The sequence below is a fragment of the Streptomyces sp. NPDC057623 genome (genome assembly GCF_042800355.1).
In the GTDB taxonomy this organism is placed as follows: domain Bacteria; phylum Actinomycetota; class Actinomycetes; order Streptomycetales; family Streptomycetaceae; genus Streptomyces.
Genome location: NZ_JBHVGZ010000062.1, coordinates 33,846 through 60,218 on the forward strand (window position 1 = coordinate 33,846; position 26,373 = coordinate 60,218).

A 26,373-nucleotide genomic window follows, 5' to 3' on the forward strand; every position below is an offset into this window, starting at 1 on the left:
GTTCACTTCCCCCCGTCGGGCACCTTCAGCCTGTCCCAGCTGACCTTGCCGGGGATACCGTCCGCGTCCTTGCCCTTGAAGTGGAGCTTCTGCTGCCAGGCGGCGTAGGAGCGGCGGTCGGCCTCGGTCCACTCCGGGCTGGGGCCCTCCTCGTAGCGGCCGCAGCCCTCGGCGACCAGGCGGTGGCCCATGGCCGTGATGATCGGGGACTTCTGGCCGGTGTGGAAGAAGCCGCTGCCGGGGAACGGCACGTGCTTCGGCTTGGGTACGGGCTTCGGGTCGGGGGTGGTGTCGCCGCCACCGCCGCCGCCCTTCAGCCGCTGCGCTATGCGCTTACGCATGCCGTCCATGGTGAAGCCCCGCGGGTCCTGCTTGCCGGGCTGCCACTCCTTGTGGCCGATGACCGAGCGCTCGCTCCAGCCGTGGTGCCGGCAGATCGCGGCCGAGACCTTCTCGATGGCCTCCTTCTGCGCCTCGGGCCAGGGGTCCTTGCCGTCGCCCAGGTTGATGCACTCGAAGCCGTAGAAGCGCGCGTTGCCGTCGGTGTCGGCCTCGTTGTCGTGCGGCAGTCTCGACTCGTTGATCACGGCGCGCAGGACGTCGCTGTCGCCGAGGCCGGCGTGGTTGGCGCGGCCGTTGCCGACGAGGTGGATCTCGCCCTTCTTGTCGATGACACCGTGGCACAGCGGGCCGGGCAGGCCGGAGTAGCCGTTGTAGCAGATGTTCACCGAGGCGTCGGTGCCCTTGGTGACGGTGTGGTGGATCATCACGCCGTTCACCGGGCCCCAGGCGCCCTTGCTGTTGCGGTTGTGGGTGCGCCAGCTGCGCACCTCGTGGACCGTCAGGCCCTCCGCGCGGAGGATCTCCACCATCTTGGACGCACTCAGGGGCTTGGCCATCAGTTGTCTCCTTCCGCCGCCGCCTCCGCGTCCGCGGTGGTCTGCGACCTCCCGCCGGACGGGTCCTCCGCCAGCTGTTCCTCGCGCCGCGCCTGCTCCTCCGCCGCGAGCGTCGCCTCGTCGGCGGCCGGGATGCTGCTGGCCAGCGGGCTGAAGGCGAGGCGCAGATCGACCGTGCCGCCCTCGCCCTTGACCAGGGCCAGCGGCGCGAAGCCGCGGACGATGCCGGAGGGGGCCTGGAGCAGCGGGCGGCGGGCGGCGTCCGTGGGCCACTCGACGCGGCCGGTGGCGGTGCGGGCGGGGATGATCCAGTGGTCGCCGGTGCGGTAGGCCGCGCCCTTGGCGAAGTACACCTCGACGCCGTCCTCCAGCGGCAGCCACTCCCCCTCCGCGAGGGGGACCGCGCCGCCCTTCAGGGCGGTCGTACGTCCCTTGCGCCTGGGTCCGCCGTGGTGGTCCCAGCGGCGCAGGAACGGGTTGAGGTGGGGCAGCCGGCCGACGGCCGGGTCGGGCTCGGCGCTGAGGCGGACGCGGCGGCCCGGCAGGTCCAGTTCCTCGACCCGGAGCAGGGGCAGGGGTTCGAGGCGGGAGGCGTACGCGGTGTCGGTGAACTCCACGTGGTCGCCGACGTCCAGGTCCAGCTTGTCGTCGTGTCCGAGGGACGCCAACTGCACCCAGGTGCCGTCGAGTTCGTCGACCGGGAAGACCACGGAGCCGTTCTCGCGGGACCACTTGAACGTGGCGTCCTTCGCGTCGCCGCCCGCGTGCACCTCGACGCGGTACAGCTGGTTCTCCGGGCCCCGGTAGCGGGCGTCCGGCTTGACCAGGCAGGGGTCCTCGTCGGCGTGGTCGGGCCGCTCGCTGCGCGCGGCCAGGCGTGCGGTGGGCGCGGCCTGCTTCTGCGCCCACTTGTCGAAGGCGGCGCGGACGACCTCCTTGGACGGGTCGGTCTCCTCGATGTCCAGCGCGCCAAGCGACAGCGGCAGCACCTGCCAGACGACCTTCACGCGGGCGGCCGTGTCGGGCATCGCGGCGCCGAGCGCGACCTCGCGCAGCGCCGGGTCCTCGGCGGCGGAGACCGCGCGCTCCCACACGTTCAGGTAGACCACGAACGGCGATGTGGCGGGCGAGGGCAGCCGGTCGCCGGGCTTCTCGGGGTCGCGAAAGCCGTCGGGCTGGTCCCAGTAGGTCCAGTACGCGGGCGGGGCGGTGGCGTCCTGCTCCTGTTCGCCGGCGTCGCCGTCCGGGACGGGCACGCCGGGCGCCGGGCGGGTCGCGTCGAGAAGGATGCCGTCGACGTAGTAGCGGCCGCCGTGGATGAGGAGGGTGTCGATGTCGTGCTTGCCGCCCACATAGTCGATCTTGAAGCCGGCGGCGTCGCGCGGCCCGCCGTGCCGGCCGATCAGGTCGGCGGCGAGGGTGCGGGCCTGGTGCAGCTGGATCGCGGTCTGCTCGTTGAGGTCGGCGTCGAGCTGGACGCGGCCCTGCTGGGCGACGACCGCCGAGTAGTGCCGTTCCGGACGGAACGTGAGGCGGGAGAGGTCAGCGTGCATGAAGGGGGTCCCCCTGGTTCAGGAAAGTGCGGATGCGCGAAGTCGGTGGGTGCCGCTCACGTCGCGGTTCATGTCACGAAGAAGATCCCGGCGTCCGTGCCCGCCGGGGTGTACTCCGCGAGCCGTGCCCTGAGGCCGTCCTCGCGCTGCGGCCGGTACAGGTCGTGGAAGGCGCCCATCTCGGCGCCGTCGTCGGACCCGCGCCGGATCTCCTCGGCGCACCTGTCGGCGAGCAGCCCGTACCAGGGCGTCCCGTAGCGCTCGGAGGTGAACAACGGCCGTACGCGACCGGCCTGTTCGGGACCGGCCAGGTCGGGCTGGCAGCGGTACCGGCGCGGGGTGCGCGACCCCGCCGGAACGTACGAGTACCGCAGGCAGCCGATCCCGCGCCGGGCCACGTGGAGCCGGCCGGTGAGGACCGAGTTCTCGGCGATCTTCACGGCGTGCGTGTGGATCTCGCCGATCACGGTGGTGCGGTGCAGGTGCAGTACGGCGTGGGCGTGCCGGCAGTCCGGGGCCGACAGGGCCTCGCGGTCGCTGCCCGTGGCGTCGAGGATGCTGTCGCGCAGGTGGATGTCGAGGGGGTCCTCGCTCACCTCGTCGCCGATGACCTCGATCGTGCCGAGGATGCTGTGCTCGACCTGGAGGCACGCGGTGGTGCGCTCCAGGACGATGCTGGGCTCCTCCGGCGAGTGCGGGTCGCACTCGGGCTCCAGCGACCAGCCGGGGACGAGCGTGGAGTGCCGTACGACGACGGCGCCCATCGGGCCGGTGACGTTGATGCCGCGTCCGGCGACCAGCAGGCCGTCCAGGACGATGCGCGGACGCTCGTGCGGGGCGCAGTCCTCCGACACCGCACGGATGTTGAGGGCGTCGGGGCGGTTGCTGTACCAGTCGAGCAGCCGTATCACCGGCCGGGTGCCCTCGGCGGCCCGCACTTCGAGGCGGTCGCCGGGGTCGAGGTCGAAGTCCAGCTGCTCCTGGTAGGCGCCGCTGTGCGTGATCTCGATGACGCCGTCGGGGCCGGTCCGGTCGGCACGGCGGTCGTGCTGCCAGGCCCGGTAGGCGTCCATGATCTGGCGGTACGGGTGCCCGGGGCCCACCCGGTAGACCTCGGCCCCGGGACGCGGCTCGCGGTCCTGGCGGTCGTACTCGCCGCCGCCCATGTCCGCGGCGAAGGCGTGGTGGTAGTCCACCCAGACGCCCTGCCGGGGCGCCGATCTCGACCCGAACGCGATGCGCCCGAGCTCCGGGTCGACGGCGACCTGGCCGCGCTTCGGCCGGTAGCGCCAGTCCGAGAGGTCGGCGACCACGATGTCCGACGGCGGTACGGGCTGGTCCTCGCCGTCGCGCCGGATGACGAGGCTCTTGCCGGGGCCGTAGTGGTCGGCGAGCCGGTCGTGCAGTTGGCGGCGGGTGATGAACGCCGGGACGTTGTCGATGGTCGCGATGTGCGTGGGCGACGGCTCCGGGAACGGCTTGGTGACCAGCGGGGTGTCGTTGCCCAGGATCGAGAAGGTGTACAGGTTGCGGGCGCGGTCGATGCAGTACGCCGGGGACTGGGTGAGCGCGTGGGCCTTCAGCCGCCAGACGAAGAGCGCGACCCCGGCCGGGGTCCAACCACCCTGTCGATGACGGGAGTTGGCGCGGCGAACGTCGACCGTGCGGGCCGTGGCGCCGAAGGGGCCGCCCGCGAGGTCGAGGGCGGAGTTGTCGCGCAGGTCGACGAGACGGCCGCGCCGGCCGCGGTGGACTGCGGTGTCGCCGTACAGCTTCACGGGCTGGGTGTGGGAGACCTGCCGGGACAGCTCGACGGCGCGGGCGGGCCAGCCGGTGACCTGGTCGGAGAGTTCCTCCAGGAGGTGAAGGGTGCCCTTGCGGCGGCGGCTCGCGACTGTCGCGGCCACGTCGGCGCGCGGGGCGACGGCCTCGGCGAGGGCTGCGCGGCCGCCTTCGTGCAGGCCGGTCGTGAGGACGCGCTCGTAGCCGGGCAGGGTGCGGTAGCCGACCAGGTCGCCGAGGTACGGCAGCACCCAGGGCGCCGCCGTCTCCACGAACAGGTCCTCGTAGCCCTGCTGGACACCGTCGCGGACCCGGTCGAGCTGCTCGGCGATCACCGCGAGCAGCGCGCGCAGCGCCTCGCCCTCCTCGGCGTCGCGCAGCAGGTGCCAGCGGGGCAGCAGGGCGGCGAGTCCGTCGGGTTCCCTGGACGTGCTCGCCGGGGCGATCGTCTCCAACTGGGCGTCCGGGGACATCACTTGGCCTCCGTCAGAATCAGGGTGTCCGCGGCCCTAGGCGACAGCAGCGCAAGCTGGGCCGGGCGGATTCCGCGGAGGACGAACACCGAACGGCCCTTGGCCAGGCGCCGTGTGTCGGTGATGTCGGGGTTGAGGCGCAGGAGTTCGGCGAGCGGGACGCCGTACTTCGCGCAGATCTCCGACAGTGTCTCGCCGTTCGCGGCGCGCACCGTGTGGATCTTCTCGTCGTACGTCGCCTCACGCGCCGGTACCGATGCCCTGGGCGGTCCGGGGTCGGTGAGGATCGCGGTGAGCTCCTCCGGCGTGGCGGACGCGGGGACGCCGGTGAAGACGTCGACGTCCACGTAGTCGACGCCGGGCACGGAGTGGGCCGTGGCCAGGACGTCCGAGAGGCGGGCGGGCCGGCCCAGTTCCCTTCCCTCGTAGCCGAGTCGGCGGAGCAGTGCCTGCCGCAGCCGGGGTTCGACGGTCTCCCAGGCGTGGTCCTCGGCCACCTTCACCTTGGCCGCGACGAGCAGGAGGACCAGTTCCCGCACGTCCACCCGGACCGTGAGGTTGAGGTCCCCGTACTCGCTCAGCGCTCCGCGCAGGGCCCTGAGGGTGTCCGAGTCGCCGTCGATGGGCACGTCGTCGGTGCCCGCGACCGTCACGTGCAGCACGCGTCGCCGTCCGTCGAAGAGTTCGCGCGCGGCGGCCCGGCCGATGCCGGCGCGGGAGCGGGCGAAGTCCTCGTAGTCGGACGCGGAGACCAGACGGTCCAGCGCCGACACCGCGAGGGGGACCGTGCGGCGGGTCAGGCCGGGGCCGTCCGCGTCCGCGCCGCCCTTGGCCGGGCGCGGGTTGGTCACCTGGCTGACGCCGAGCGGCCGGGTGAGGGGCTGGGTGACGCGGTCGGCGGCGACGTTGGCGGCCTTGCCGGTGCCGAAGCGGTAGCGGGCGCGGATGTTCTCGTGGCCGGAGGGCAGCCGGGCGCCGTTGATTCCGTCGCCGAAGGTGACCGTCGTGCGGCCGTCGGCGGTGGAGCCGGTGATGTAGACCGGCTCGCCCGGGCCGCGGCCCGCGAGGCTGTCGACCTCGTGCCACAGGACGCCGTCGACCCGGAGCTCCAGCACCGGTGTGGCCCCGAGGGGGTTGTCGTCGGCGAGCCAGGTCAGCGGGGACTGCCACAGCGCGAACGTCTGGTTCACCCGGTCCGAGTCACCGCTGCCGATGGCCTCCTCGCGGCTCTCGCCGTGGGTGGCCTCGACGACGTTGCCGAGGATCCTGACGGTCTCGCGCCGGTAGCGGTGGGCCAGGTCGGCGGTCAGGGTGAGCCTGGTGTGGACGTGGTCGCCGGGCAGCCGGGGGTCGACGGCCGGGTCGGCGGCGGCGACGGTGACGACCTCGGTGGCCGGTACGCCCGCCGTGCCGGGGATGTCGCCGCGTTCCCCGGTGACGACGAGGGTGCGGCCGGGGCGCAGTCCGTCGTACAGCTCGGCGAGTTCGATCTCGTTGCCGTGGACGTCCTCGCCGAGCGGTTCGTCGGCGAGGCGGAGGGCTTCGCCGGCCGCGTGGACGGTGGTGTCGCGGATGTGCGAGAGCAGGACGTCGAACTCGTCCAACCACGGTTCGGCGAGGGTGAGTTCGGTGCCGCGTCCGGTGATGCCGTAGTTGGTGTACGCCGCCGTACGAGCCGCCACGACCTGGGTGGTGACGAACGCCAGCTCGGCACCGCCCGGCACACCGCCCTGGCTGCCCTTGGCGGGGCGCTGGACCGCGACCCAGCTGCCGACCGTGATGCCGGTGTGGACCGTGTCCAGCTGGAGGACACGGCGGTTGAGCGGCTCGGGCTTGCTGGCGATGACGACCTCGACGTTGGGCTCGGTGGTGCCCACCGTGTACTTGAGGCTCACCTCGTACTCGCCGTGGGTGAACTGCTCGCTCGTGTTCGGCCGCAGGGCGATCTGCTCGGAGGTGCCGTTGTGGACGCCGACGTGGACCAGGCCCTCGTCGTCCGGCCGGGACACGAAGAGGGTGCGTTCGGGCAGGCCCGACAGGAGCCGGGCCGTGACGCCGGGCTCCTGGGAGTCGGAAGGGCGCCGGTTGAGCCAGTTGAGGTCGCGGTCCTGGCCGGAGCGCACCGACAGCTCGACCTGGCCCGTGCCGAGCGGGAAGGTCAGCGGCTGGAGGACGGGCAGGTTCTCGGCGCGCTGGTCGGAGCTGCTGCCCTCGACGTACTGGAACTCGGCCCGGACCGGGGTCCTGCCCGACGTGTCGTAGACGACGCGCATGCTCGCCAGCACGGCGCCGGTGAGCGGCCAGTCGGCGGTGCGGATGACCCGGCCGCGGTCGTCCTGGACCGGCTTGAGCGGGGCCGTGGCACCGAAGGGGGCGGCGGTGACCCGCATGGCGAGCAGTTCGCGCAGGAGCTGCGGGGTGCCGGCCGCGGCGGCCTTCCGCCACGCCGGATAGAGGGTGCCGAGCCGGGGGTTCAGGGCGGCGAGCAGGCGCGCGGTGTCGCCGCCCGGCAGCTGGGAGCCGGTGCCGCCGCGGGGAGCGGGGGTCGCTCCGCGCAGGGCGGGGAGCACGGCGCCCAGGGTGCGGAGGGCGGCCGCGCGGGGGTCGGCACCCGTCTGCCGGGCCTGTTCGCCCTCCTGCGCGTTCCGCACCGCCGGCTCGTCCTGGGCGTTCTGTGCGGGCGCCAACTCCAGTGCCCGCTCGGCGAGTTCACCGAGCACCGCCGCCAGCTGCCCGAACCACGCCGCCACGTCCTCGTAGGGCTCGGCCAGCACCTGTGCCTCACCCAGCCGCGCGTGGGGTTCCGCGAGGCGGGCCGCGAGCCGCTCGGGGGTCTTGATGCCGTCCAGGTCGTCCCGCAGGGGTGCCAGGACCTGGTCCTCGAAGTCCTCGATCAGCCGGCTGACCGGGCGCGGGTTGGGGACCTCCGGCGTCGGGGGCTCGTCGCCGGGCTCCCCCGGGGCCGCGGGGGCGGCTGTCCAGCGCCGCACCTCGTCGAGGAGTTCCTTCAGGGTCGGCGGGGCCGACTTCGGCAGGGAGATCGCGGTGATCTCGTCCTCCCGGTCGACCCGCGCCCTGGCGACGGGCAGCAGCCTGCGGTCGCCGCCCGCCTGTTCGCCGAAGACGAAGAGCAACTGGTCGCCGGTCCGGAGCGAGTTCGCGGTGCCCTGGACGAAGAGCTCGGAGCGGCGTTCCAGGTCCGCGGGAGTGATGAGGGAGGGGCACCGGCGGCGTACCTTCAGCTCGTTCCAGTCCCAGCGGGCCGTCAGGTCACGGCTCGTCTCGAAGGTCAGGGACTGCTCGTCGGCCGAGGCGGGCACGCTGTGGCTGCGGGCCCCGCGCGGGATCAGCACCGCCAGCGCCTCGGCGCGCGGGTCGCGTTCCAGCGTGTACGCCAGGTGCGTGGCGGCGGCGACGCCGGGGCGCGGGCGGTGGCCGACGAGACGGCCGAGCAGGACCAGCGAGCGGTGCTCGTTGGCCGTGCGGATGTAGGCCTCGTCGGCGATGCGCTCGGAGTGGAAGGTGAGCAGGTCACCGAGGACGGCGGTGGCGTCGAGGAGGCCGATCGCCGGGTCGTCCGGGGTGCGCACGGTGAGGCCGTTCAGGGCCGGATAGGCCGGTGAGGCGAGGCGGTCGAGCAGGGCGGCCAGGAAGGAGCCGTACTCGCCGACGCGGTAGTCGAGGGCCGTGCGGCCGGGCGGGTTGTGCACCGGAGCCGGAGCGAGACGCTCGTCGTGGCCGCCGCGGCAGGCGCCGCCGCAGGCGCACTCGTCGGTGCTCGTGCTCTCGGTCATCGGGACCCCGGTCATCGGGCACCTCCCAGGGAAATCGCCAGCCGGCCGTTCTCCGGCCGGTCCGGGTCGTTGTCGCAGGTGGCGATCTCCAACGGGCCGAGCCGCAGCACGCCGTCCTCCTTCTCTCCTCGGTCCGGCTCGAACACCCTGCGCAGTCCGGTGACCTGGACGCTCTCCACGCCGGGGACCGCGGCCGCGACGGCGACCAGACGGCTGAGCCGCACGGGTTCGCCGAAGGTCAGCGCGTCCGGGTGGAAGAAGCCGAGGCGCCCGTCCGCGAGGCGGCCGTTGCCCAGGACGCGGTACAGCTCGGCCAGGATCTGCCCGTGCTGGTGGCCGGGCCTGGCGCACACGCTCAGCGCGATGTCCAGCGGGACGAGGCGCGCCGCGCCGACCACGAGGTCGTGGCCGATGCGCCGGTACGACTCCAGGGACTGGGCGACCGAGGCGAGCAGCTCGGCCGACGGGACACCGGTGCCGTGGGCGTCGATCGCGATGTGCGCCTCTCGCACGCTGCCGGTCCAGCGCAGCTCCGCCGCCGCCCGCTGGACGCCGGGCAGGGCGGTGGCGAGGGCCGCGTAGTCCTCGGCGGTGACCGCGCGCAGCCGGGTGCGGCGCAGGTCGAGCGGGGCCAACTGGCGTACCTGCTCTACGGGTTCGGGTGCCGTGCCGCCGACGGCCGGCAGCGGGTTGCGTACCGCCGCGGCGGGCGGCGGCTCGCAGTCGGACTGGACGACGAGGTGGTTGATGGCCTCCGCGCCGACGTTGCCGGCCGTGCCGCCGCCGAGGCGGTAGTGCAGCGCGAGCCGGGATCCGGGCTTCGGCTGGGCGCCGTGCCGTCCGTCGCCGAAGCGCAGGGCGACACGGCCGTCGTCCTCGAGCTCGCCGACGAAGTGCCGGTCGCGGGGGCCGCTGTCGAGCAGGTCGCGGCGCGGTTCCCACACCGAGGTCCCGCCCTCGTCGACGCGTACGGCGGGCAGGGCGTGCCGCGGGTCCTGGGCCAGCGCGTCGGTCGCGGAGCCGCGCAGCACCGTCTCGTCGGGGTGCAGTCCGGTCGCGTAGGCGGGGCCCCAGCTGTGGGCGATCTCCCAGGCGATGTGCCCGTCGAGCACGGTGCCCGCGCGGGCGCGTGCCGTGAGGACCTCGACGCGGCGCAGTTTGGCGTCGAGCAACCGGTCGCTGCGGTGCAGGAGTTCACGCAGGGCGCGGACGGGATGGCGGTGCAGTTCGATGTGCTCCAGGATCCTCAGGCCGTAGATCACGGTGAGTTCGGCGATCTCCTGCTCGGAGAGTCCGTCCCGGTCGCGGGCGCTGCGCCACAGCTCGACGAGCCGCTGCCGGACCCGTCCCGGGATCGCGGCGATCCGCTCGGCCTGTCCGGCGGCGACGGTGGCCGGCTCGGGGAACGGCACCGTCTGCGCGACGGGCGCGCGACCGAGGACGGGACGAAAGCGGGGCCGGATGCCCGGGTAGACGGACTGGGCGAGCAGGGTGCGCAGGGCGCCGGCCTGGGCGTACGCCGTGCCGGGCACGACGCGCTCATGGTGCTGACCTGCGCGTTCCAGGCCGAGTCCGGCGCGGTTGGTGGCCGACTCGCCGACGACCTCGAAGAGTTCGCGGATGTCGTCGGGGGTGAGGGAATCGCCGGATTCCGCCCGGTCCGTGAGGGAGTTGATGAGCCGGGCGGGGGCGTTGCCCTCGTCGCGGTCGGGGCAGCCGAACGCGGGAGGGTCGCAGGGGGCGACCTCGGCGGGGGCCTGCGGGACGGTGAACGTCTCGGGGAGCCCGTGCAGGGTGCGGCCGTGGTCGACGAGGACGACGTTGCCGCGGGCGAGGGTGACGTCCTCGACGGGCAGGCAGTCGCGGCCGCCGCGGGTGGTGAGGCAGAGCGGGAAGCGCAGGGCGTCCTCGGTGGCCCAGGTGACCTCCAGGACCGGCTGGTCCTCGATGCGGTCCACGGCCGGGGTGACGGAGGTGAGGCGGACGGCCTGGCGGTGGCTCGGGTCGGCGTCGCCGGGGGTGCCGGTGCGCGGGCCCTTGACCTCCTCCAGGACGAGCACGTCGCCGGGCTTCAGATCGAGGCGGCGGTCCCGGCAGGTCTCCGGGTCGACCCACGCGTCGCGCAGGGTGGCGCAGGTGGCGCCCTTCGGCAGGGTGCACACCTCGCCGCCCCAGCTCCACAGCCGGATCGCGTTGTGGGCGACGCGCAGCTCCAGCGGGTCGGCGGTGACGACCGGTTCGAAGACCTCCACCGAGCCGCGCTCGTCGAGGTCGCCGAGGTCGGCCTCGTCGATGACCGTGCCGGGCTCGGGCCGGTCGTGCGGGTCGAGGGTGCGGACGTCGACGGAGGCGAAGCGGTAGGTGCCCGGCGCGAGCGTGTGGTCACCGGCGGTCTCCACGGCGACGTAGGCACGCGCCGCGCACCCGTCGTGCATCGCGTAGTCGATGAGCCGGACGTGCCGGCGTACGGAGACGCGGCGGCGGGCGGTGTCGAGGTAGGCCTCGGTGGCGACGGCGTCCTGCTGGTAGCTGATCTGGTCGCCGGTGTACGCGAGCAGCTCGACGAGGGCCACCCCCAGGTCGGCGGGGTTGCGCTCGGCCCAGTCGGGCGTGGTGAGCGCGAGCCGGTCCAGGAGCAGCTTGCGGATGGTGTCGTAGTCGCGGGCGGTGTAGTCGACGACGGGCGCGGCGGGGAAGCCCGGCTGCTCCGGCTCGTCGTCCTTGCAGTCGAAGGGCGTGGGGCAGTCGGGCCGGAAGACGAAGGTGGCGCTGTGGTAGCGCTGGTCGAAGCCGCGGAAGGGCTCGGTGCCGGGGCGGCCGTACGGGTCGGTCTCGACGAGGGAGAGCCGGTAGCGGGAGGTGTCGCCGGCCTGGTCGAGGGTGACGTAGAGCCGGTCGTCGAGCTCGGGGTCCTCCTCGCGCTCCACGCTGACGTCCACCGCGGTGATGCCGGTGATCCGGCGGCCGCCGTCGATGCGGACGTTCTCGGGGCCGAGGCCGTGCGGGGCCTTGCCGAGGAAGGTGACGGTGAGGAGCAGGCCGTCGTCACTCACCTCGACGGCGTCGACACCGCCCAGCTGGGCGGCGCGGACCTTGGCCCGGCGGGAGGTGGCGGTGGTGCCGGTCATGCCGTGGCCCTCCCTTCGAAGACGTCGTCGCGTCGAGCGCCGTCGGCGCGTACGACGTATGCCAGGTACACGCGCACGACGTTGTCCTCGCTGATCACGTCGAGGGCCTCCACGTCGATGAGGTCGCCGAGCCAGCGCTGCAGCGAGGCCTGCACGGAGAGTTCGAGGGTGCTGATCAGCTCGGGGCTGGTCGGGGCGAAGACCAGGTCGAGGAGCCCGCAGCCGAAGTCGGGGCGCATCACGCGCTCGCCGGGGCTGGTGAACAGCAGCTGCTCGATGAGGTCGTGGACGTGTTCGCCGTGGGTGGCGTGCGCGGTACGGCCGCGGCGGTCGGCGCGGAAGGGGAAGGCGATGTCGGAACGGGGCCTGGTTCCCCGGCTGGTGGGACTCATCGGACGGTGACCTTTCGCTGCGCGGCCTGGACGACGGCCGGTCCCTGCGGCACGAGGGCCGCGCTGAAGCACTCGGCCGCGGAGGTGTCGAGCAGCACGGGCGCGCCGTCGACGGTGATGCCGGAGCTGTCGGCGCTCCAGCGGACCGTCACGCACGGCGAGGGCACGCCGTGCACGGTGTGCGGGCAGCCGGTGATCACATAGCTGTGCGCGGCTGTGGCGACGGCGGCGCCCGCGAGGCGTACGCCGCCGGAGGGTGTGGTGGCGGGCGCGGCACGGCCGCCGTGCGGACAGCCGATCACGGCACCTGCGTCGAGCAGACTCCCGGACATGGTTCTCGGTCCCCCGTCTTCCTTCGTCGATCTCATCGCTTTCATCGCCTGGAGAGCACGGTCAACTGGCCCTCGTTGATGGTCACTTCGTTGCCGCGCAGCAGGATTTCGGCGCCCGCGCCGGTCGAGATGACCACGGCCTCCTTGGTGATACGGATGTATGCGCCGCCCTGGGCCTGGAGCAGAATCCCCTGCTCGGCGCCGGGCGTGTCGTTCATGACGAGCTTGTGTGCCTGCGGCGTCTGTACGACGACGGGCTTGTTGGGCGAGTTGGCCTGGAGTTCGCGGCGCGCGTCGGGCGGCAGCTCCTCGGCGGCCCCGTACCAGCACCCGGTCCACACCGGGAAACTGGGATCCCCCTGCTCGAACTCCACCCATACGCCCGCCCCCGGCGGCGGCACCACGAACTGCCCCGACTCGGGCCCGGTGAACGGCAGGCAGGGCAGCGCCCACGTCGACGGCTCGTCGCCGAGGACGTCCGGGACCTCGACGGTGATCCGGCCGATGCGCAGCGGGTCGTCGTTGTTGACGACCCGGCCGCGGAACTTGCCGAGGTAGCGATTGCTGGGTGCCGCCATGGTGGGGTTGCTCCTGGTTGATGGGACGCGGGGGTGGTGCGGGTGTCGGCGCCGGACGGGTCAGGGCCGGACGTGGTCGCTGCGTGCTTCCAGTCCCTCCCTGGAGAGGGTGAAGTTCTGCTGGTAGGAGCCCGGACGCAGGTTGTGCGTGACGGACTTGACGAAGTAGTCGCCGTCGTACGCCCGTCCCGAGCCGCGTACGCCGACGAGCTGGCGGGGCTGGAGGATGTAGCCGTGCCGGATGACGTCGAGCGAGCCGGAGCCGGAGACGACGTCGGCGGACACGGCGGCGCGCGCGAGGAGCTCGGCCTCGGCCTGCTCGCGTTGGTGCTTGGCGGTGCCGGAGAGGGTCCTGCGCTTCAGGGCGGGGGTCGGCCGCTTGCCCAGTGGCGGGCGCAGCGGGCTGATGGACGGCTGCGGAAGCAGGTCCGACTGCCGGGTCAGCGGGTTCTGCCAGCGGGCCTGCGGCTCTTCGCGCGCGGTGCCGTCGTAGGCGAACGTCAGCTGGTCGACGGTGGAGTTGGCGTCCATGTTGACGTTGAGGGCGTGCTGACGGATGCCGAGGCGTATCTCCGGTCCCCAACGGGCGGAGGACTGACCGGGGTTGGGGCCGGGTTCCAGGTAGAAGGTGTATCCGTTGGCGCGGGCGAGTTCGGTGACGTACTGGAGATCGGTGCTCGTCTGGTAGTGCACGCGGAGGTCCTGGTGGGGCGGTTGGGCCACCTTCTCCTGGTAGACGTCGGGACGGATGCCGTATTCGGAGTACCGCCGGACGATGGCGAGCACGCGCTCGGACGGCGGCAGGTTCGGGTACCTGGCGGTGCGCTCCTCCAGGTCCATGAGCAGCGTCAGGTCCTCGCCGGTGACGGTGAGGGTGGAGTGGCCGGGCTGGTTGCTGGCGCCGACCTCGTGGCGGACGACGAGCCCGTCGAAGAGGACGGCGGAGGTGCCGCGGACGGTGACGCTGACGATGAGCCGGGTCTTGGGATCGAAAAACCCCTCGGGCAGCAACCGTCGGCTGATGATGCCGTTCTTGGTGAGGTCGAACGCGAGCTGGAAGCCGCTGCGCTCTCCCGCGGTGGCGGTGATCTGCGCGGACAGCAGGGCCTCGGTCACCTCGGCCGGTACGGGCCGGGCGAGCTTGGGCCCCATGAGGAGCGTGATGTGGACGGGGCCCTGCCCCACGGGCAGATCAAACACGCCGGTCTCCCCTGCCGCCCGGGAACCCGCCGGCGAGCGGGATGTCGATGACACGGCCCGCCTCGTCGGTCAACTCCCGTGGGTCGAGTACGGGGTTGGCGTCGGCGATCTGCCACCACTGGGCGGGGTCGCCGAAGTAGCGCTGCGCGAGCAGGTCGGGGCGCTCACCGGCGCCGACGGTGTGGGGCTGGGTGAGGTCGCCGTCGGGGGTCTGGTCGAGCGGGGGCAGCAACCGGCGCTTGGTGTACCGGACTTCGGTGCCGTCGGGGCGGCGATGGATGCCGATCTCGGCGTCGTGGTAACGGCTGGTGCGCGGGTAGGGGTGAGCGCCCGGGATGGCGTCCAGGGCGTTCTCGTACGGCTCGATGTCGGCCATGGTGTTCTGCTCAGCCCCTTCCGATCACGACGTTGTTTCCGGCTCCGGTTCCGGTTCCGAATCCGCCTCCGCCGAGCCCGAGCGAGCCGAGGCTGCCGCCGCGTGCGGCTGCGGCGAGGCGTTCCTTCTGGGCGAGGTGCGCCATGTAGAGGTCGGCGCCGCGGTGACCTGCGGGGAGGTCGCTGACGGTGAGGATCTTCATGCCGATGCTGAGGGAGGCGCGGATCGGGTTGAGGTTCACGTCGAAGGCGGACTCGTTCACGGAGAGTTCGGTGAGCCTGACCGGCATGACCCGCTTGCTCCCCCAGGTGAACAGGGTGAGCGGCATCTCGATCGGGCTGATCTCGATGGCGCCCTTCTGGGAGAGCTTCATCGCGGCACGGAGCTGGGCGGTGGTCGGCTGCACCAGCATTTCCAGGGTCGCGAGCTGGGGGTGGATGCCGTCGGGGGCGGCGACCTCGAACTGGTCGGTGGCGTCGATCTCGGCGGTGAACTTCCAGGTCTCCTGGGCGGGGCCCTTGAGGCGGAGGGCTTCGTTGCGGTCACCAGTACCGGTGCCACCACTGCCGGAGTCCCCGCCGGCCCCGGCCGTCTGGGGGGCGACGCTGCGCTCCAGGGTGTCCGGGTTGAACTGGAGGACGATGATCCGCTGGGGGGTGCCGGTGTCGGGGTTGACGACGACTATTCCGGAGCGGATGGGTTTGGGGATGTCCTGATACCTGGTCACAAGCGCTCCGAAAGTCGCTGCCGAAGGGGCTCGTAGTCGTGTGCGGGAAATACTTCGGGAAAGACTTCGAGCATGGACTTCAGATTGGTGACGGGCCCCACGAACTCACGGGATGCAAGCGGCGCTTCAGTGAAGAGGTACTGCCATCCGGAGGTGCCCTTGGTGACCAGGATCGCGTCGAGATACTGGCAGTAGTCGACATCCATCTTGAAGGTCCCGCGCGCCGGGTCGTAATACCAGATTTCCGGGCTGTCCACGCTTGGCTGAAGCCTGATGGCCGCCAGGGCTCCCGTGCCGCTTTCTGGACGATCGTCCAGAACTCGCAGTTGTTCGTAGAGTTGCCGCTCGGACGTCGAGGAACTGGCGCCGGCCAGTGGTGGGATGGGCGTGCCCAGGGCGGCAAGCAGATAGGACATGCGCATTTCGCCGGGGAAGGCCACGCCTTCGGCCTCGTATCGCCAGTGGCACCAGAATTGCGAGAAGCGCATGTAGCAGCGCTGCAGCGACGGGCGCAAAGGCATGTCGAACCAGTCGGCGACCAGCTGGAAGGCGCTGTCGGCATCGCCGAACTCGTCGGCGATATCACCCTGATTGTCGATGTCCACCTCGACACCAGGAGCGCCCCTCAGCTCATCCAGCATCGCCACCAGATTCTCTTCGAATTCTGTCACTTTCCTCACCTTTCCTCCTTGGCGACTCCTCAGTAATCGATATTACCAAGTTTTTCCTGGTTCTCGATTTCCTTGATGACCCGTTCGAAATCATCCAGCGGGCGCCCGGTCTTCGGCGGATACGTGATTCCTGAGCCCGGCGCCGGCTTCCCCTCGTACTGCCTTAGCCTGGCAATCAGATCACCGATTCCAGTGGAGTCCCGTTCGGCTGCCAACTTTCTCAGTGCGGTGACGTACCCCGGGGTCGCCTTGAATTTCTCCATAATGTACGCCGGAGACTCACGCACGTCATTCACTCGAACCTTGCGCGCTGCGCCCGAAGGAGGCGGGATGACTTCGGAGTGGCGCTTCTTCCCCCCTGCCACTTCGGGCATCTCCTTCCAGGTATTCCCGTTTTTGGGATAGTAGAAGTTCCAGCTGCTGGTGATGAGTTGCGGGAAATTATCAAACGGTGCGGAATGAAAATTGACCACCGTCTTGTACCAGATCATTTTCCGGTCGCCCAGACGTGCGTTGTCTGCGGGTTCCTCCACCTCGCTCTTGAAGTTGTTGTTGACTCGAAGCGGAGCAGGAACCAGATTGGATCCGGAGGCGAGACCGCCGAACCGTTCGGTGAGCAGGTGCATCCTCAGGACATAGTCCGGGGCCGCATACAGCGAAGTGCTGTAGCCCAGCGGATTCCCCGGCCGGTGCGCATCCGATTCTTCCCCACGAGGTGTGCTCTTGCTGATGTAATGCGTCTTGGTCTCTTTCGGGGCACGGACGTTGTCCGCGAACGGGGGGAAGATCGTCGGGGGGAGGTCGTCTTCGCTCGCGTTCCTGATCGCCATCACTTCGGCCAGCTTGGTCATCTCTCCGCGTAGGAGGTTCAGTTCGGCTGGAGAGGTAGCGGTTGTGAACCTTCGCTTACCAGACGCCTTGTTGGACCTGTCTGGCGACATTCCGTCCTGCAGTCCGTTGACACCATCTTGGAGTTCCTTGGACCTGTTGAGGGCCCACTCCTGTCGTTCTCGTTCCGGGCCGTCCGGCATGGTGTCGATTTCGTTGCCCCAAGCCTGGAAGAAGAGGCGCAACGATTGGGTGACACTGTGCACCTCAAGATCCGCGCTCTTGCTCCGCCCGTTGAAGGAGAGAGTGTGGACCTCGCCATTCGCCATACGGAACCGCACCCGCGGTAGCGGAGGTTCCTGCTGGGACAACTGGGACTCTTCCTCTTCCCTTCTCTTCTCCTTTGCTTCCTTGCTCTTCGGTCGCCCGGGTTCGTCCTTGTCCTTGCCGTCACTGTCGGGGTCCTTGCGTCCCTGGCCTTCTCCGTCGGTGTCCTTCTTGCCCGGCCTGTCGTTGTCCGAGGGGTCCTTCTTGGAGTCGGGATCGGGACGCTTGTTCTTGGGGTCTGGGCTCTTGTCCTCGTTGCCCTTGTTCTCGTCCTTCTTCGTGCCGTCCGGCCCGTCCTTCTTGCCCGGGTCCTGCTTGGGCTTCGCCGGTGGAGTCGGCTTGGTGTCCTGCTTGTCCTTGTCCGACTGCTGGTCCTTGTCCTTCGGCTTGCCGTTCTTGTCCTTGGACGTCGGGGGCGTCGGCTTCGTGGACGTGTCACTCGGGGTGTTGTTCTTCTTGTCGTCGGGCTTGCCGTTGTCCTTGCCGGGCTTGTTCGTGGGGCCCTTGGGGTTCGTCGGCTTGGGGGACGGGGCGCCGGTGTCCTTGTCCTTCGGCTCTCCGGGCTTCGTCGTCGCCGGCTTCTTGTCCTGGAGCCTGCCCGGTGCGTCCTGGTCCTTGGGCTTGGCGGGCGCGCCCTGGTCCTTGGGCTTGGCGGGCGCGCCCTGGTCCTTCGGCTTTCCGGGGCCGCCCGTGTCCTTGGGCCTCGTCGGGGGCGTGACCTTGGCCGGGGGCGTCTGCGTCTTTTCGGGAGTCGACGAGGGCTTGTCCCTGTTGGAAGCCGGCGGGTCGCCCCCGCCGTCCTTGCCCTTGTCGCCGCCCGAACCGCCCTTGTCCTTGCCGATCTTCGCGGCGACACCCTTCAGCCGCTGGCCCACCTTCGACACGTACTTGCCGATGCCGCTGAGGATCAACTCGTAGGCCATCTCCAGCAGGACCACGATGCCCGCCGCGATCGCCTTGGCGAACAGGACGCCCGCGCCGCCCTGGCGCACGGACTTCAGCCAGGTGATGACGGCGCCGATGGCCTTGAGGATCTCGCCCAGGGAGCCGATCGCGGCCTGGATGGCCTCCAGGATGGCCGCGCCCCAGCCCGCGCCGGGAATCAGCTTGGCCAGGACCTTGGTGATGACGATCTCGCCGATGATGAAGGGGAGTTGGGGGACGATCGCGTCCCACACCTCCTTGGCGATCTTCTCTAGGGTCCAGCCGCCCTTCATGAGCTTGTTCCAGACGGCTTCGGTCAGGCCGGTGATCTCCTTGACCTTGTCGTTGAACCACTGCTTCACGGCGCTCTTGACCTCGTTGAAGAGGTGGTTCTTCGCGCCGTCGTACGCGGAGTTCTTCGCGCCGCTCAGCCAGCCGCCGGGGTCGGACAGGATGTCGACCAGGATCATCATGAACTCGCCGAAGGCGGCGATGAACTTCGTCGCGAAGTCGAGGACCGCCTTGAGGGCGTCCTTGCAGGCCTTGAGGACGTCGAGAAGCATCTTCTTCAGGACGTTCAGGATGTCGCTGAGCAGCTTCGCGATGGACTCCAGCAGATCCTTCATGATCTGCTTCAGCGCCGCGGCGAGCTTGGTGACGAACGCAAGCGCCGCGTTGATCAGGTCCGTGATGAACTTGCGGATGCGGCGGGCGATTTCGATGACCGCCGCGACCAGGGACACGACGAACTCGATCAGGTCCTCGATGAACTTCTTGATCATCGCGACGATGCCCTCGCGGGCCGCGTTGATCCAGCCCTCGACCGTCTCCTTGAAGTTCTTCAGAGCCTCGACGATCGCCTCGCGGGCGTCCTTGATGATCTGGACGACCTTGTCCCGCAGCTCGATGAACTTCTCTTTGATCCAGTCGAGCGTCTTGGACAACCAGCCCTTGGAGTCGTCGACCTTCTCGTCCTTCTTCTTCTCCGCCTCCTCCTCGGCCTTGGTGCCCTTGTCCTTGACGTCCTTGTCGCTGGTTTCCTTCTCCTTGCCGACGTCCTTGTCGGTGTCCTCCTCTTCCTTCTTGACGTCGTCGCGGATCTTCTTCTCGCGGTCGGACTTCTTCGTGCCGAGCTGCTTGAGCTCCTCGTCCTGCTCCTTGGTCCAGTCGGAGCGCTGCTTGTCCACGTCGGTCAGGACGCCCTCGCGCTTGCCCGTCTGCTCCTTGGTGTTGGACTGGACTTCCTTGTCGACCTGCCGCTTGTGCTTGTCCTGGGACGTGCGGGTGTCCTGGGTCTTCTTCTCCCGGCCCTTGCCCATGTCCTGGCGGCCGTCACTGAGCGCCTTCTTGAACTGCGGCTTGCGCTCGTGCTCGGCCACTTCCGAGGCCGCCTCGGGTGGTACGGCGCCGGTGCCCGCACCGCCCCCGCCCACACGCGACTTGCCACCCTGCTCGGCCGGCACCTTCCCTTCGAGCCGTTCCTTCGGCGCGTCCGGGTAGACTTGGTCCTCGCCCATCCCGCGACCGGCGTCGTCGGCGCCGGTCTCGGCGGCCTCCTGGCTCTTGTCGTCGGTGTTGCCGCCCTGCTCCTCGGTCTTGTCGTCGGCCTGGCCCTTCATGTCGACGCCCGGCGCGGTGCCGTTCTGTGCCTCCTTCATGGCCTCGTCCTTGGTGGGCATCCCGGCGAACTGCGCGGCCAGGTCCTCCGCCGTCACATCGAAGCCGAGCCAGTCGCCGATCCCGCCGATGGCGTAGCCCACCATCATCCCGACCTGGTCGAAGAAGTCCGGCTCCTCCATCTCCTCGGCGTCGATCTTGCCTTCCGGCTTCTTCTCGCCCTTGACCTCGGCCTTCTCGTCCTTGGCGTCCTCGGCGCGCTCGGCCTTGTCCTCGTTGTACTGTGCCGCTTCCTCGGCACCCGGCTTGCCGTGCAGGGTCTTCGGGGCGCCGGTGGGACGGTCCATGGCGGGCGGCTTGGACGCCAGCTGCTTGTGTTCCTTGCCGACGTCCTTGTCCACGGCGCCGCCGACGCTGTCCATCGCCTCGACGGCCTGGTGCGGCTTGAGGTTCGACGCGGCGGAAAGGCCCTCCTCGGGGGTGCCGCCGGAAAGGTCCGGCGCCGCCTTGGACGCCTTTTTCGCCTTGGCCGCGGAGCCCTTGCCCCCACCCGTGGAGCCGCCCTTCGGGGCGCCACCGCCGCGGGCCGGCGCGGGAGTGGCCCGGGAGCCGGAGTCGGCCCCGCCCCCTGAATCGGCCCCGCTGTCCGCCTTGCTCTCCGGCTGCGGAGCCTGCTCCTTCGGCTTTTCCGTCCGCGCTTCCTGGGCCCTCGGGCCCGGCTTCTCCGTACGGGAGGACGAGCGGGACTCCGTACGCGAGCCTGAACTCTGCGTGTCCGAGCCGGAGTTGTCACTGCCCGAAGACTGGCTGGAGGTCGAGCCTGACGACGGTGTCGTACCCGTATCGGCCGAGCTGTCGGAGTCGGTCGTCCCGCCGCCGGACGCGGACCCGTCCGAAGTGCCGCTCCCGACCTGGTCCTTGGGCCCCTTCGACTCCTGTGGGCCTGGGGACTCCTCGGCCTTCGCCGCTCCCGTGACGCCCTCGGTGGAGGCCGCCTTCTCCCCCTCGGCGCCCGTCTTGGCGGTGCCCGACGGGGACTCCTTGGCCGAGGTGTCGGACCGGGACTGCGCGGAGTCCTTGTCGCCGCCGGACGCCTTGTCGCCCGGCCCGCCCGCGGTGGGCGTGCCCTTCTCGTCCTTGGCGGCCTGCTCGGCCGTACCGCCGCCGGTCTCCTTCGAACGGTCCTTGGCGGCCTGCGTGTTGGCCTCGGCGGCGACCGGACCCGCCTTGGGGTCGTCGCCCTGCTTGGGGTCCTTGGAGGCGACGCCCGGCGCGGGCTTCGGCTCGTTCCTCTCCTCGGGGTCGAGCTCGCTCTCCGTACGGCGGCTCTGCTCCGCCGCCTCCTCCTCGGCGCCCGGCACGGGCGGGGAGTCGTCGGTGCCCGGGTCGTCCTTCTCCGCCGCCGCCTCGCGCTCGGCGTCCTCCTGGTCCTCCTGCTCCCGCCGCGCCTGCACCTTCTCGGCCCTGGTCGGCGGCGGCGCGGGAAAGGTGGGGGTGGGCGGGGCGGAGTTCCCGGCAGACTCGTCGATCTGCTCCGAGGTCGCAACGTTCGACAGGTCGAGGTCCTGCTCGGGAAGGAAGTCCTCCGGCCTGAGTTCGATGTCCCAGGCGCTCTCCTCCCCGCCGCCGACCTCGACCTCGGAGTCACCGCCCTGAGGGGCGGACTCCTCCTTCTCCTCCTCGCCCTCCTGGTCCTGGGCGCGGGCCCCGTCCAGCGTGCTGGTACGACCGGGGAACCCGTCGGCCTTGCCCGCGACATCGGGGGTGCCCTCTTCGCGACCCGCCGCGTCCTGCTTGGCCGCCTCGCTCGCGGCAGCGCTCTCGCGTGCCTTGGCGGCCTCGTCCTCGGCGTCGGCGCGCGGGCCCGCCGCCTCCTCCTGGCCGGCTTCCTTCTTGGCCTTCTCCTCGGCCTGCTTCGCCCCTGCCCGGTCGCCGTCCTTCCCGCCGCCCTGCTTCCCCTTGTCCTGCTGCTGCCCCTGCTGCCCTTGCTGTCCGCTCTTCTCCGCACCGGACTTCTCGCCCTGCTTCCCGGTGGCCTGCGCACCGGTGTTCCCGCCGGCGGCGGCCTCGTGCTGCCCCGGCTTCTGCTCCGACTGTGCGGCGGGCGAGGTGGGCTGCTCGCCGTCCCCCTTGGTGCTGGACGCGTCTCCACCCGTCCGAGGGTCGGACTCCTGCTCCTCCTCCGCCTTCCCGGAGTCCGCGCCCGGAGTGCCGCCCTGCGGGATGGTGCCGCCCGCGTTCTCCGGCGTACTGCCCGCGGCGAGAGCGGTGTCCCCGGCCTCGTCCACGGACTGCTTCTCCGGGCCGGGAGCGGGCCCCGTCCGCTCGGTGCGCCGCTGCTCCTCCTGGGTGGCCTCCTGCTCCTTGTCCCGCTCCGCCTGTACATCCTCGGCGGTGTCCTCCTCGACCTCCGGAGCGAGCAGGCCGCGCTGTCGGGCGGTGGCCTCGCTCTCCGCCCGGCCGTCCTCGTCGATCTCCGTGACCAGGTCCACCACGAAGTCGTGCTCGGAGGTGAGCAGCCGGTGCTCAAGGCGGTCCAGTACGCGCTCCTGCAGCTCCTCCGAGAGCGGGGCCAGGGAGGCGCGGACGCGCTGCGTGCTGTCTTTCGGGTCGGTACGGAGCGACCGGATGACCGTGTTGGCGAGTCGGTCGACCAGCGTGGCGGGGTCGAGGTGCTCCAGCCGGTTGCGGTCGGCGTGGACGGTGGTGAAGCGCATCCACGCCGGGGTGTTGGCCTCCGGGGCGACCTCGGGTGCCTGCTCGCCGCGCGCCACGGCCTGGGCGGTGTCCTCGGCGGCGCGCTCGGCCGCCTGGTGCGGCGCGCTGACCTGGCCCAGGTCGCGGCCGGCCGCCAACGTGCCGCTGGCGAAGGGGTGTTGGATCGTGTGCAGCAGTTCATGCGCGAGCAGGGCGCGGCCCTGCGCCGTGCCCGGGTGGTACTGACCCTCGCCGAAGAAGATGTCCTGGCCCACCGCCACCGCGTCCGCGCCGAGCATGCCGGTGAGAGCGTGCGCGTCGCGGTCGGTGTGCAGGCGCACGGAGCCCAGGTCGTGGCCGAGCTGCTCCTCCAGCTCCCGGCGCACACCGGTGTCCAGCGGCTGCCCGGCCCCGCTGACGATGTCCTTCGGCTCGGGCGCGCGGTTCTTCGCCGCGCGCTCCTTCCGTTTGCGGCGGCGTTCGGCGGCGGCCTGCTCGGCGGCCTGGGAGTCCTGAGCGGCGGAGGACGTCATCGGGTCACCTCCCCACGGCCCGAGAGCCCCGCGTGCACCGCGCGGGCCAGCTCCTGGCCGAGGCGGCGCGCGGACAGCCCGGCGGGCATCGGGGGCAGCCCCGACACCCCGTCCACCGACACGGCGCCGTCCGCGGCCAGCGGCACGCCGTGTTCCCGTACGAGACGGGTCAACTCCCGCTGGAACGACGCCGATACGCGCCGCGGGTCCACGGACGGGCCGAAGCCGTCCAGGACCAGCTCGCCGATGTCGACGTGGATCTCGCGCGGCTCGGGACGACCGGCCCCGCTCTCCCGGTGTGGCCCGTTCACACCCATCCGCGGACCTCCGGCGGAGTCAAGGAGCGTTCCAGTTTGACGTATTCGGTGCGGGCCGCAGCGAGCATGTGCCGCATCTGCAGCCGGTCGCCCTCCTCGGCGGCGAGGAACGCGCCGGACAGGGCGATGTTGCGGATCGAGCCGCCCGCGACGGTGAGTTGGGCGAGAAGCCCGGGGTCGATGCCCTTCGTCGGGGTCTGTGCCGGCAGCACCCGGCGCCAGATCTCCGCCCGCTCGTGCTCGGCCGGGAAGGGGAAGTCGACGACGAAGCGGATGCGGCGCATGAAGGCCGTGTCCAGGGCCTTCTTCATGTTGGTGGTGAGGATGGCGAGGCCGCGGTAGGCCTCCATCCGCATCAGCAGATAGCTGACCTCGAGGTTGGCGTACCGGTCGTGGCTGTCCTTCACCTCGCTGCGCTTGCCGAAGAGCGCGTCGGCCTCGTCGAAGAGCAGGAGGGCGCCGCCGCGTTCGGCGGCGTCGAAGACCTTGCGGAGGTTCTTCTCCGTCTCGCCGATGTACTTGCTGACCACCTGCGACAGGTCGATGATGAACAGATCCAGGCCCAGCTCCTTGGCCATGACCTCGGCGGCCAGGGTCTTGCCGGTGCCGGAGCCGCCCGCGAACAGAGCGGTGACGCCGAGGCCGCGACGCAGCGTCGCCGCGAACCCCCACTCCTGGTGGACGGTGGCCCGCTGCCGCACATGCGCGACGATCTCCCGCAGTACGCTCGTCTGCCGCTCGTGCAGGACGAGATCGGCCCAGCCCGCCCCGGGCTCGATACGGCGGCCCAGTTCGTCCATTCCGATCCGGGCCTCGTTCAGCCCGGCCCGCCAGGCGAGTTGGGCGGCGTCGAGATCGTCCTCGCCCGGCAGATCACGGCGTACCGTGGCGGCGGCGGACCGTACGACGTGCGGCGGCAGCTGGAACTGGGCGATCAGCGATCGCAGTTCGCCCTCCTCGATGTCGACGACGTCCCGGAAAGCGCCCACCCACAGGCCGAGTTGCTCCTCGTCGTCCAGGTGCGGCACGGCCACCCGCTCGCCGTGCGGCCGGTCCGACTGCCGCGGGGCGCCGCTCGACACGACCAGGGGCACAGCGGCCCCGGTCAGGAACGCGTCGGTGGCCGCGTGCTGGTCACGGTCGAGCTCGCCGACCTCGACGAGCAGCGCGGCGGGCAGCAGGATCGCTTCTCGCTGCCACAGCCGGGCGAGCAGGTCGCGTTCCGCCGCGTCCGTGGGGATGTCCTCGGCGCTCATCGTGTACAGCCCGAGCCCGGACCGCGCGGCCGCCGCGGCGGCGATCTCGGCCCGGCTGGGCAGATCACCGCCGACCACCTCCACGAGCAGCGGCGCCTGCGCGCGCCCGGCGCCGGTCCAGCCGGCGGCGATCCGGCTCGCGGCCAGGTCGTACGACGGCGGCAGTTCGTCCGGCACCGGCGTGCGGCGCAGCTGGCCGTGCAGCCGGGCGTCCAGGTAGGGCGAGCCCAGCAGGAAGTGCAGGATGCGCTCGTCGAGCCGCAACCGGGACAGCGTCAGGCGCGACGCGTCGTCCAACTCCAGCATGCGCCAGCGCCGCAGCGGTGCCACGGGCGTGAGGGCACTCCAGTGCGGTTCGGCGAGGGCGGCCAGGGCGAGCGAGAAGGTGGGGTACGCCCGCTCCGGGTCACCGCTCGCTGCCGCGCACCGGGCGGCGGTCGTCGGGTCCAGCTCGTACGCGGCGGTGAGGAGTACGAGGTCCCGTTCGAAGGCCGTGAGGCCGAAGCAGGTGACGAGCGCGTCGAGGGGGCCCGCCGCGGGGGCCGCCAGGTCCTGTACATGGTCGACGGCGGTGTCCCGACCGCGGGAGTCGTCATCGGGCTCGGCTGCCGAGTCCGTCTCGGCCGCGCGCGCCGCGTGGGCGTCGACACGGGCCAGGACGCGCCGGATCTCCGCGGTCAGCGTCGGGCTGCCGCCCGGTGCGTTCGCGGCACCCGTGCGATGCGTCCCCATGTCCTCGCCTGCCCCCGTCGTCCCCATGCCGCCTCAGCTCTCCGCGCCCTCGGGGCCACCTGCCGACGAGGAGTCCGAGGAAGGCGCGGCACCCGTGCTCTTCGCCGCGCCACGCGCGGGCCTGGCCGTCTGCGCCGCCTTGCTCGGCCGTGCCTCCTTCCGGGCGCGGGCAGGGGCCTTGCCCACAGCCTTCGCCGGCGCCTTGGCCACGGCTTTCGCGGGCTCCTTGGCCGAAGCCGTCGCGGGTGCCTTGGCCGTAGCCCCGCTGTCCGCGGGAGCGGGCTCGGGAGCCGGCGCACCGCTCTCACCGTCCGGCGTGGCCTGCGCCCCGCCGGTCGGCGGCACCGGCGCCCCGGGTGCCCCGAACGGGAGCACGCGCGCCGTGAGCCGCTCCACCGGCTTCGCCGGAACCGGGGTCTCGCGGCCCTCGATGAAGACGAGTGCCGCCTGGTAGACCACCGACAGGGCGTACGGCGTCTGGTGCAGCATCCCCCACAGCTTCGACGTCTCGTCGATGTCCATCACCGTGGGCGTGAACCGCACCCGCTGCGCCGCCTCCGCGAGGTCGCTGCCCGCCAGGTGCGGGAGTTGGCCGGTCTCCTCGATGACGTCCTTCGGCAGAATCGGGGTCTCGTGCAGGGTTCGCACCACGGAGCCGATCAGCCGCTGCCCGACCAGGGTCGTCTCGTCGCCGTACGCGCTGATGAGGTAGTGCAGGTCCAGCGCGGCGGCCGGCCGCTTCACCAGCGTGCCGTCGGAGGCACGGGTCGGCAGGTCGTTGCCCCGCATCGAGGTGTTGGGCGTGACCTGGTAGAGGAACACGTTCAGGGTGGGGTAGTCCGGCGGTTCCGTCGGCGGCTTGTGCGGCTCCACCTTGACGGCCTCGTCGAACTCCGGGCCCACGTTGGACGCGAGCAGCAGGGCGAGGGCCTGGGTGACATGGGCGATGGCGAGTGCGTTGCTCATGGCGTCGGTTCCTCGGTTCCTCGGTCTGTCATGTCACTCCCGCCCGCGCGCCAGATAGTCGGCCAGGCTCAAGGTCGCGCCCGGTCGCTCCGTGGGCGTCGTGCGCTTGCGGGCGCCGCCGGACGGTGACGGTCCGGCCGTCACCTCCAGTCGCCCGATCTGTACCTGCACCACCTGCTCGGGCGTCCGCGAGGGGCGCCGCGCGGCGGCCTGCCGTACGGCGTCCCGGGCTGCCGCCGTGTCCGCGGCGCTGGGGCGCAGCGCCGCGGAC

Annotated in this window: 16 protein-coding genes and 1 pseudogene; all 17 read right to left on the reverse strand. The window is 71.4% G+C overall.

All coding sequences use genetic code 11. The features are described from left to right. Nucleotides 1–2: 2 nt before the first annotated feature. A complete protein-coding gene (locus tag ACFU95_RS39530) occupies nucleotides 3–899 on the reverse strand; it encodes a peptidoglycan-binding protein (RefSeq protein ID WP_383838794.1) in 897 nt (298 codons plus the stop codon). Further along, nucleotides 899–2,452, reverse strand: a complete 1,554-nt coding sequence (locus ACFU95_RS39535; protein WP_383838797.1) for a DUF6519 domain-containing protein — start codon at nucleotides 2,450–2,452, stop codon at nucleotides 899–901. The genes ACFU95_RS39530 and ACFU95_RS39535 overlap by 1 nt, the downstream gene beginning before the upstream one ends. Nucleotides 2,453–2,520: 68 nt before the next feature. Then, complete coding sequence (locus tag ACFU95_RS39540) at nucleotides 2,521–4,707, reverse strand: hypothetical protein (protein ID WP_383838800.1); 2,187 nt, start codon at nucleotides 4,705–4,707, stop codon at nucleotides 2,521–2,523. Next, nucleotides 4,707–8,516 carry a putative baseplate assembly protein gene (locus ACFU95_RS39545; RefSeq protein WP_383838803.1) on the reverse strand — a complete coding sequence of 1,270 codons (3,810 nt, stop codon included), beginning with the start codon at nucleotides 8,514–8,516 and terminating at the stop codon, nucleotides 4,707–4,709. Before ACFU95_RS39545 ends, ACFU95_RS39540 begins: the two co-directional genes overlap by 1 nt. Next, nucleotides 8,513–11,629 (reverse strand): putative baseplate assembly protein, encoded by a 3,117-nt coding sequence (locus ACFU95_RS39550; protein ID WP_383838806.1) that lies wholly within the window; start codon nucleotides 11,627–11,629, stop codon nucleotides 8,513–8,515. Before ACFU95_RS39550 ends, ACFU95_RS39545 begins: the two co-directional genes overlap by 4 nt. Beyond that, nucleotides 11,626–12,021: a GPW/gp25 family protein gene (locus ACFU95_RS39555; protein WP_383838809.1), complete on the reverse strand. Its 396-nt coding sequence runs from the start codon at nucleotides 12,019–12,021 to the stop codon at nucleotides 11,626–11,628. The genes ACFU95_RS39550 and ACFU95_RS39555 overlap by 4 nt, the downstream gene beginning before the upstream one ends. Then, nucleotides 12,018–12,353: a hypothetical protein gene (locus ACFU95_RS39560; protein ID WP_383838812.1), complete on the reverse strand. Its 336-nt coding sequence runs from the start codon at nucleotides 12,351–12,353 to the stop codon at nucleotides 12,018–12,020. The genes ACFU95_RS39555 and ACFU95_RS39560 overlap by 4 nt, the downstream gene beginning before the upstream one ends. Nucleotides 12,354–12,394: 41 nt before the next feature. After that, nucleotides 12,395–12,931: a phage baseplate assembly protein V gene (locus tag ACFU95_RS39565; RefSeq protein ID WP_383838815.1), complete on the reverse strand. Its 537-nt coding sequence runs from the start codon at nucleotides 12,929–12,931 to the stop codon at nucleotides 12,395–12,397. Between the two features lie 60 nt (nucleotides 12,932–12,991). Next, complete coding sequence (locus ACFU95_RS39570) at nucleotides 12,992–14,131, reverse strand: hypothetical protein (protein ID WP_383838818.1); 1,140 nt, start codon at nucleotides 14,129–14,131, stop codon at nucleotides 12,992–12,994. Continuing rightward, on the reverse strand, nucleotides 14,124–14,507 hold the full coding sequence (locus ACFU95_RS39575; protein WP_383838820.1) for a hypothetical protein: 384 nt from the start codon (nucleotides 14,505–14,507) through the stop codon (nucleotides 14,124–14,126). Before ACFU95_RS39575 ends, ACFU95_RS39570 begins: the two co-directional genes overlap by 8 nt. Before the next feature lie 10 nt (nucleotides 14,508–14,517). Continuing rightward, nucleotides 14,518–15,234: a hypothetical protein gene (locus ACFU95_RS39580; RefSeq protein WP_383838823.1), complete on the reverse strand. Its 717-nt coding sequence runs from the start codon at nucleotides 15,232–15,234 to the stop codon at nucleotides 14,518–14,520. Next, nucleotides 15,231–15,905, reverse strand: a complete 675-nt coding sequence (locus ACFU95_RS39585; protein ID WP_383838826.1) for a hypothetical protein — start codon at nucleotides 15,903–15,905, stop codon at nucleotides 15,231–15,233. The genes ACFU95_RS39580 and ACFU95_RS39585 overlap by 4 nt, the downstream gene beginning before the upstream one ends. Before the next feature lie 29 nt (nucleotides 15,906–15,934). Continuing rightward, nucleotides 15,935–22,831: a DUF4157 domain-containing protein gene (locus ACFU95_RS39590; protein ID WP_383838829.1), complete on the reverse strand. Its 6,897-nt coding sequence runs from the start codon at nucleotides 22,829–22,831 to the stop codon at nucleotides 15,935–15,937. Then, the gene (locus ACFU95_RS39595) at nucleotides 22,828–23,148 is read right to left on the reverse strand and encodes a hypothetical protein (protein WP_383838832.1); all 321 of its coding nucleotides are present in this window, start codon (nucleotides 23,146–23,148) and stop codon (nucleotides 22,828–22,830) included. The genes ACFU95_RS39590 and ACFU95_RS39595 overlap by 4 nt, the downstream gene beginning before the upstream one ends. Further along, a complete protein-coding gene (locus ACFU95_RS39600) occupies nucleotides 23,139–25,136 on the reverse strand; it encodes an ATP-binding protein (RefSeq protein ID WP_383838835.1) in 1,998 nt (665 codons plus the stop codon). The genes ACFU95_RS39595 and ACFU95_RS39600 overlap by 10 nt, the downstream gene beginning before the upstream one ends. Nucleotides 25,137–25,169: 33 nt before the next feature. Further along, a complete protein-coding gene (locus tag ACFU95_RS39605) occupies nucleotides 25,170–26,102 on the reverse strand; it encodes a Pvc16 family protein (protein WP_383838837.1) in 933 nt (310 codons plus the stop codon). A 33-nt stretch (nucleotides 26,103–26,135) separates the two neighbouring features. After that, a pseudogene (locus ACFU95_RS39610) lies at nucleotides 26,136–26,373 on the reverse strand (hypothetical protein); the annotation flags it as partial.

Excerpts from the sequence above, each read along its gene's own strand:
- ACFU95_RS39595 (WP_383838832.1), bottom strand. The coding sequence starts at position 23,148 with ATGGGTGTGAACGGGCCACACCGGGAGAGCGGGGCCGGTCGTCCCGAG.
- ACFU95_RS39565 (WP_383838815.1), bottom strand. The coding sequence starts at position 12,931 with ATGGCGGCACCCAGCAATCGCTACCTCGGCAAGTTCCGCGGCCGGGTC.
- ACFU95_RS39560 (WP_383838812.1), bottom strand. The coding sequence starts at position 12,353 with ATGTCCGGGAGTCTGCTCGACGCAGGTGCCGTGATCGGCTGTCCGCAC.
- ACFU95_RS39530 (WP_383838794.1), bottom strand. The coding sequence starts at position 899 with ATGGCCAAGCCCCTGAGTGCGTCCAAGATGGTGGAGATCCTCCGCGCG.
- ACFU95_RS39550 (WP_383838806.1), bottom strand. The coding sequence starts at position 11,629 with ATGACCGGCACCACCGCCACCTCCCGCCGGGCCAAGGTCCGCGCCGCC.
- ACFU95_RS39605 (WP_383838837.1), bottom strand. The coding sequence starts at position 26,102 with ATGAGCAACGCACTCGCCATCGCCCATGTCACCCAGGCCCTCGCCCTG.
- ACFU95_RS39555 (WP_383838809.1), bottom strand. The coding sequence starts at position 12,021 with ATGAGTCCCACCAGCCGGGGAACCAGGCCCCGTTCCGACATCGCCTTC.
- ACFU95_RS39545 (WP_383838803.1), bottom strand. The coding sequence starts at position 8,516 with ATGACCGGGGTCCCGATGACCGAGAGCACGAGCACCGACGAGTGCGCC.
- ACFU95_RS39600 (WP_383838835.1), bottom strand. The coding sequence starts at position 25,136 with ATGGGGACGCATCGCACGGGTGCCGCGAACGCACCGGGCGGCAGCCCG.
- ACFU95_RS39590 (WP_383838829.1), bottom strand. The coding sequence starts at position 22,831 with ATGACGTCCTCCGCCGCTCAGGACTCCCAGGCCGCCGAGCAGGCCGCC.
- ACFU95_RS39575 (WP_383838820.1), bottom strand. The coding sequence starts at position 14,507 with ATGGCCGACATCGAGCCGTACGAGAACGCCCTGGACGCCATCCCGGGC.
- ACFU95_RS39535 (WP_383838797.1), bottom strand. The coding sequence starts at position 2,452 with ATGCACGCTGACCTCTCCCGCCTCACGTTCCGTCCGGAACGGCACTAC.
- ACFU95_RS39540 (WP_383838800.1), bottom strand. The coding sequence starts at position 4,707 with ATGTCCCCGGACGCCCAGTTGGAGACGATCGCCCCGGCGAGCACGTCC.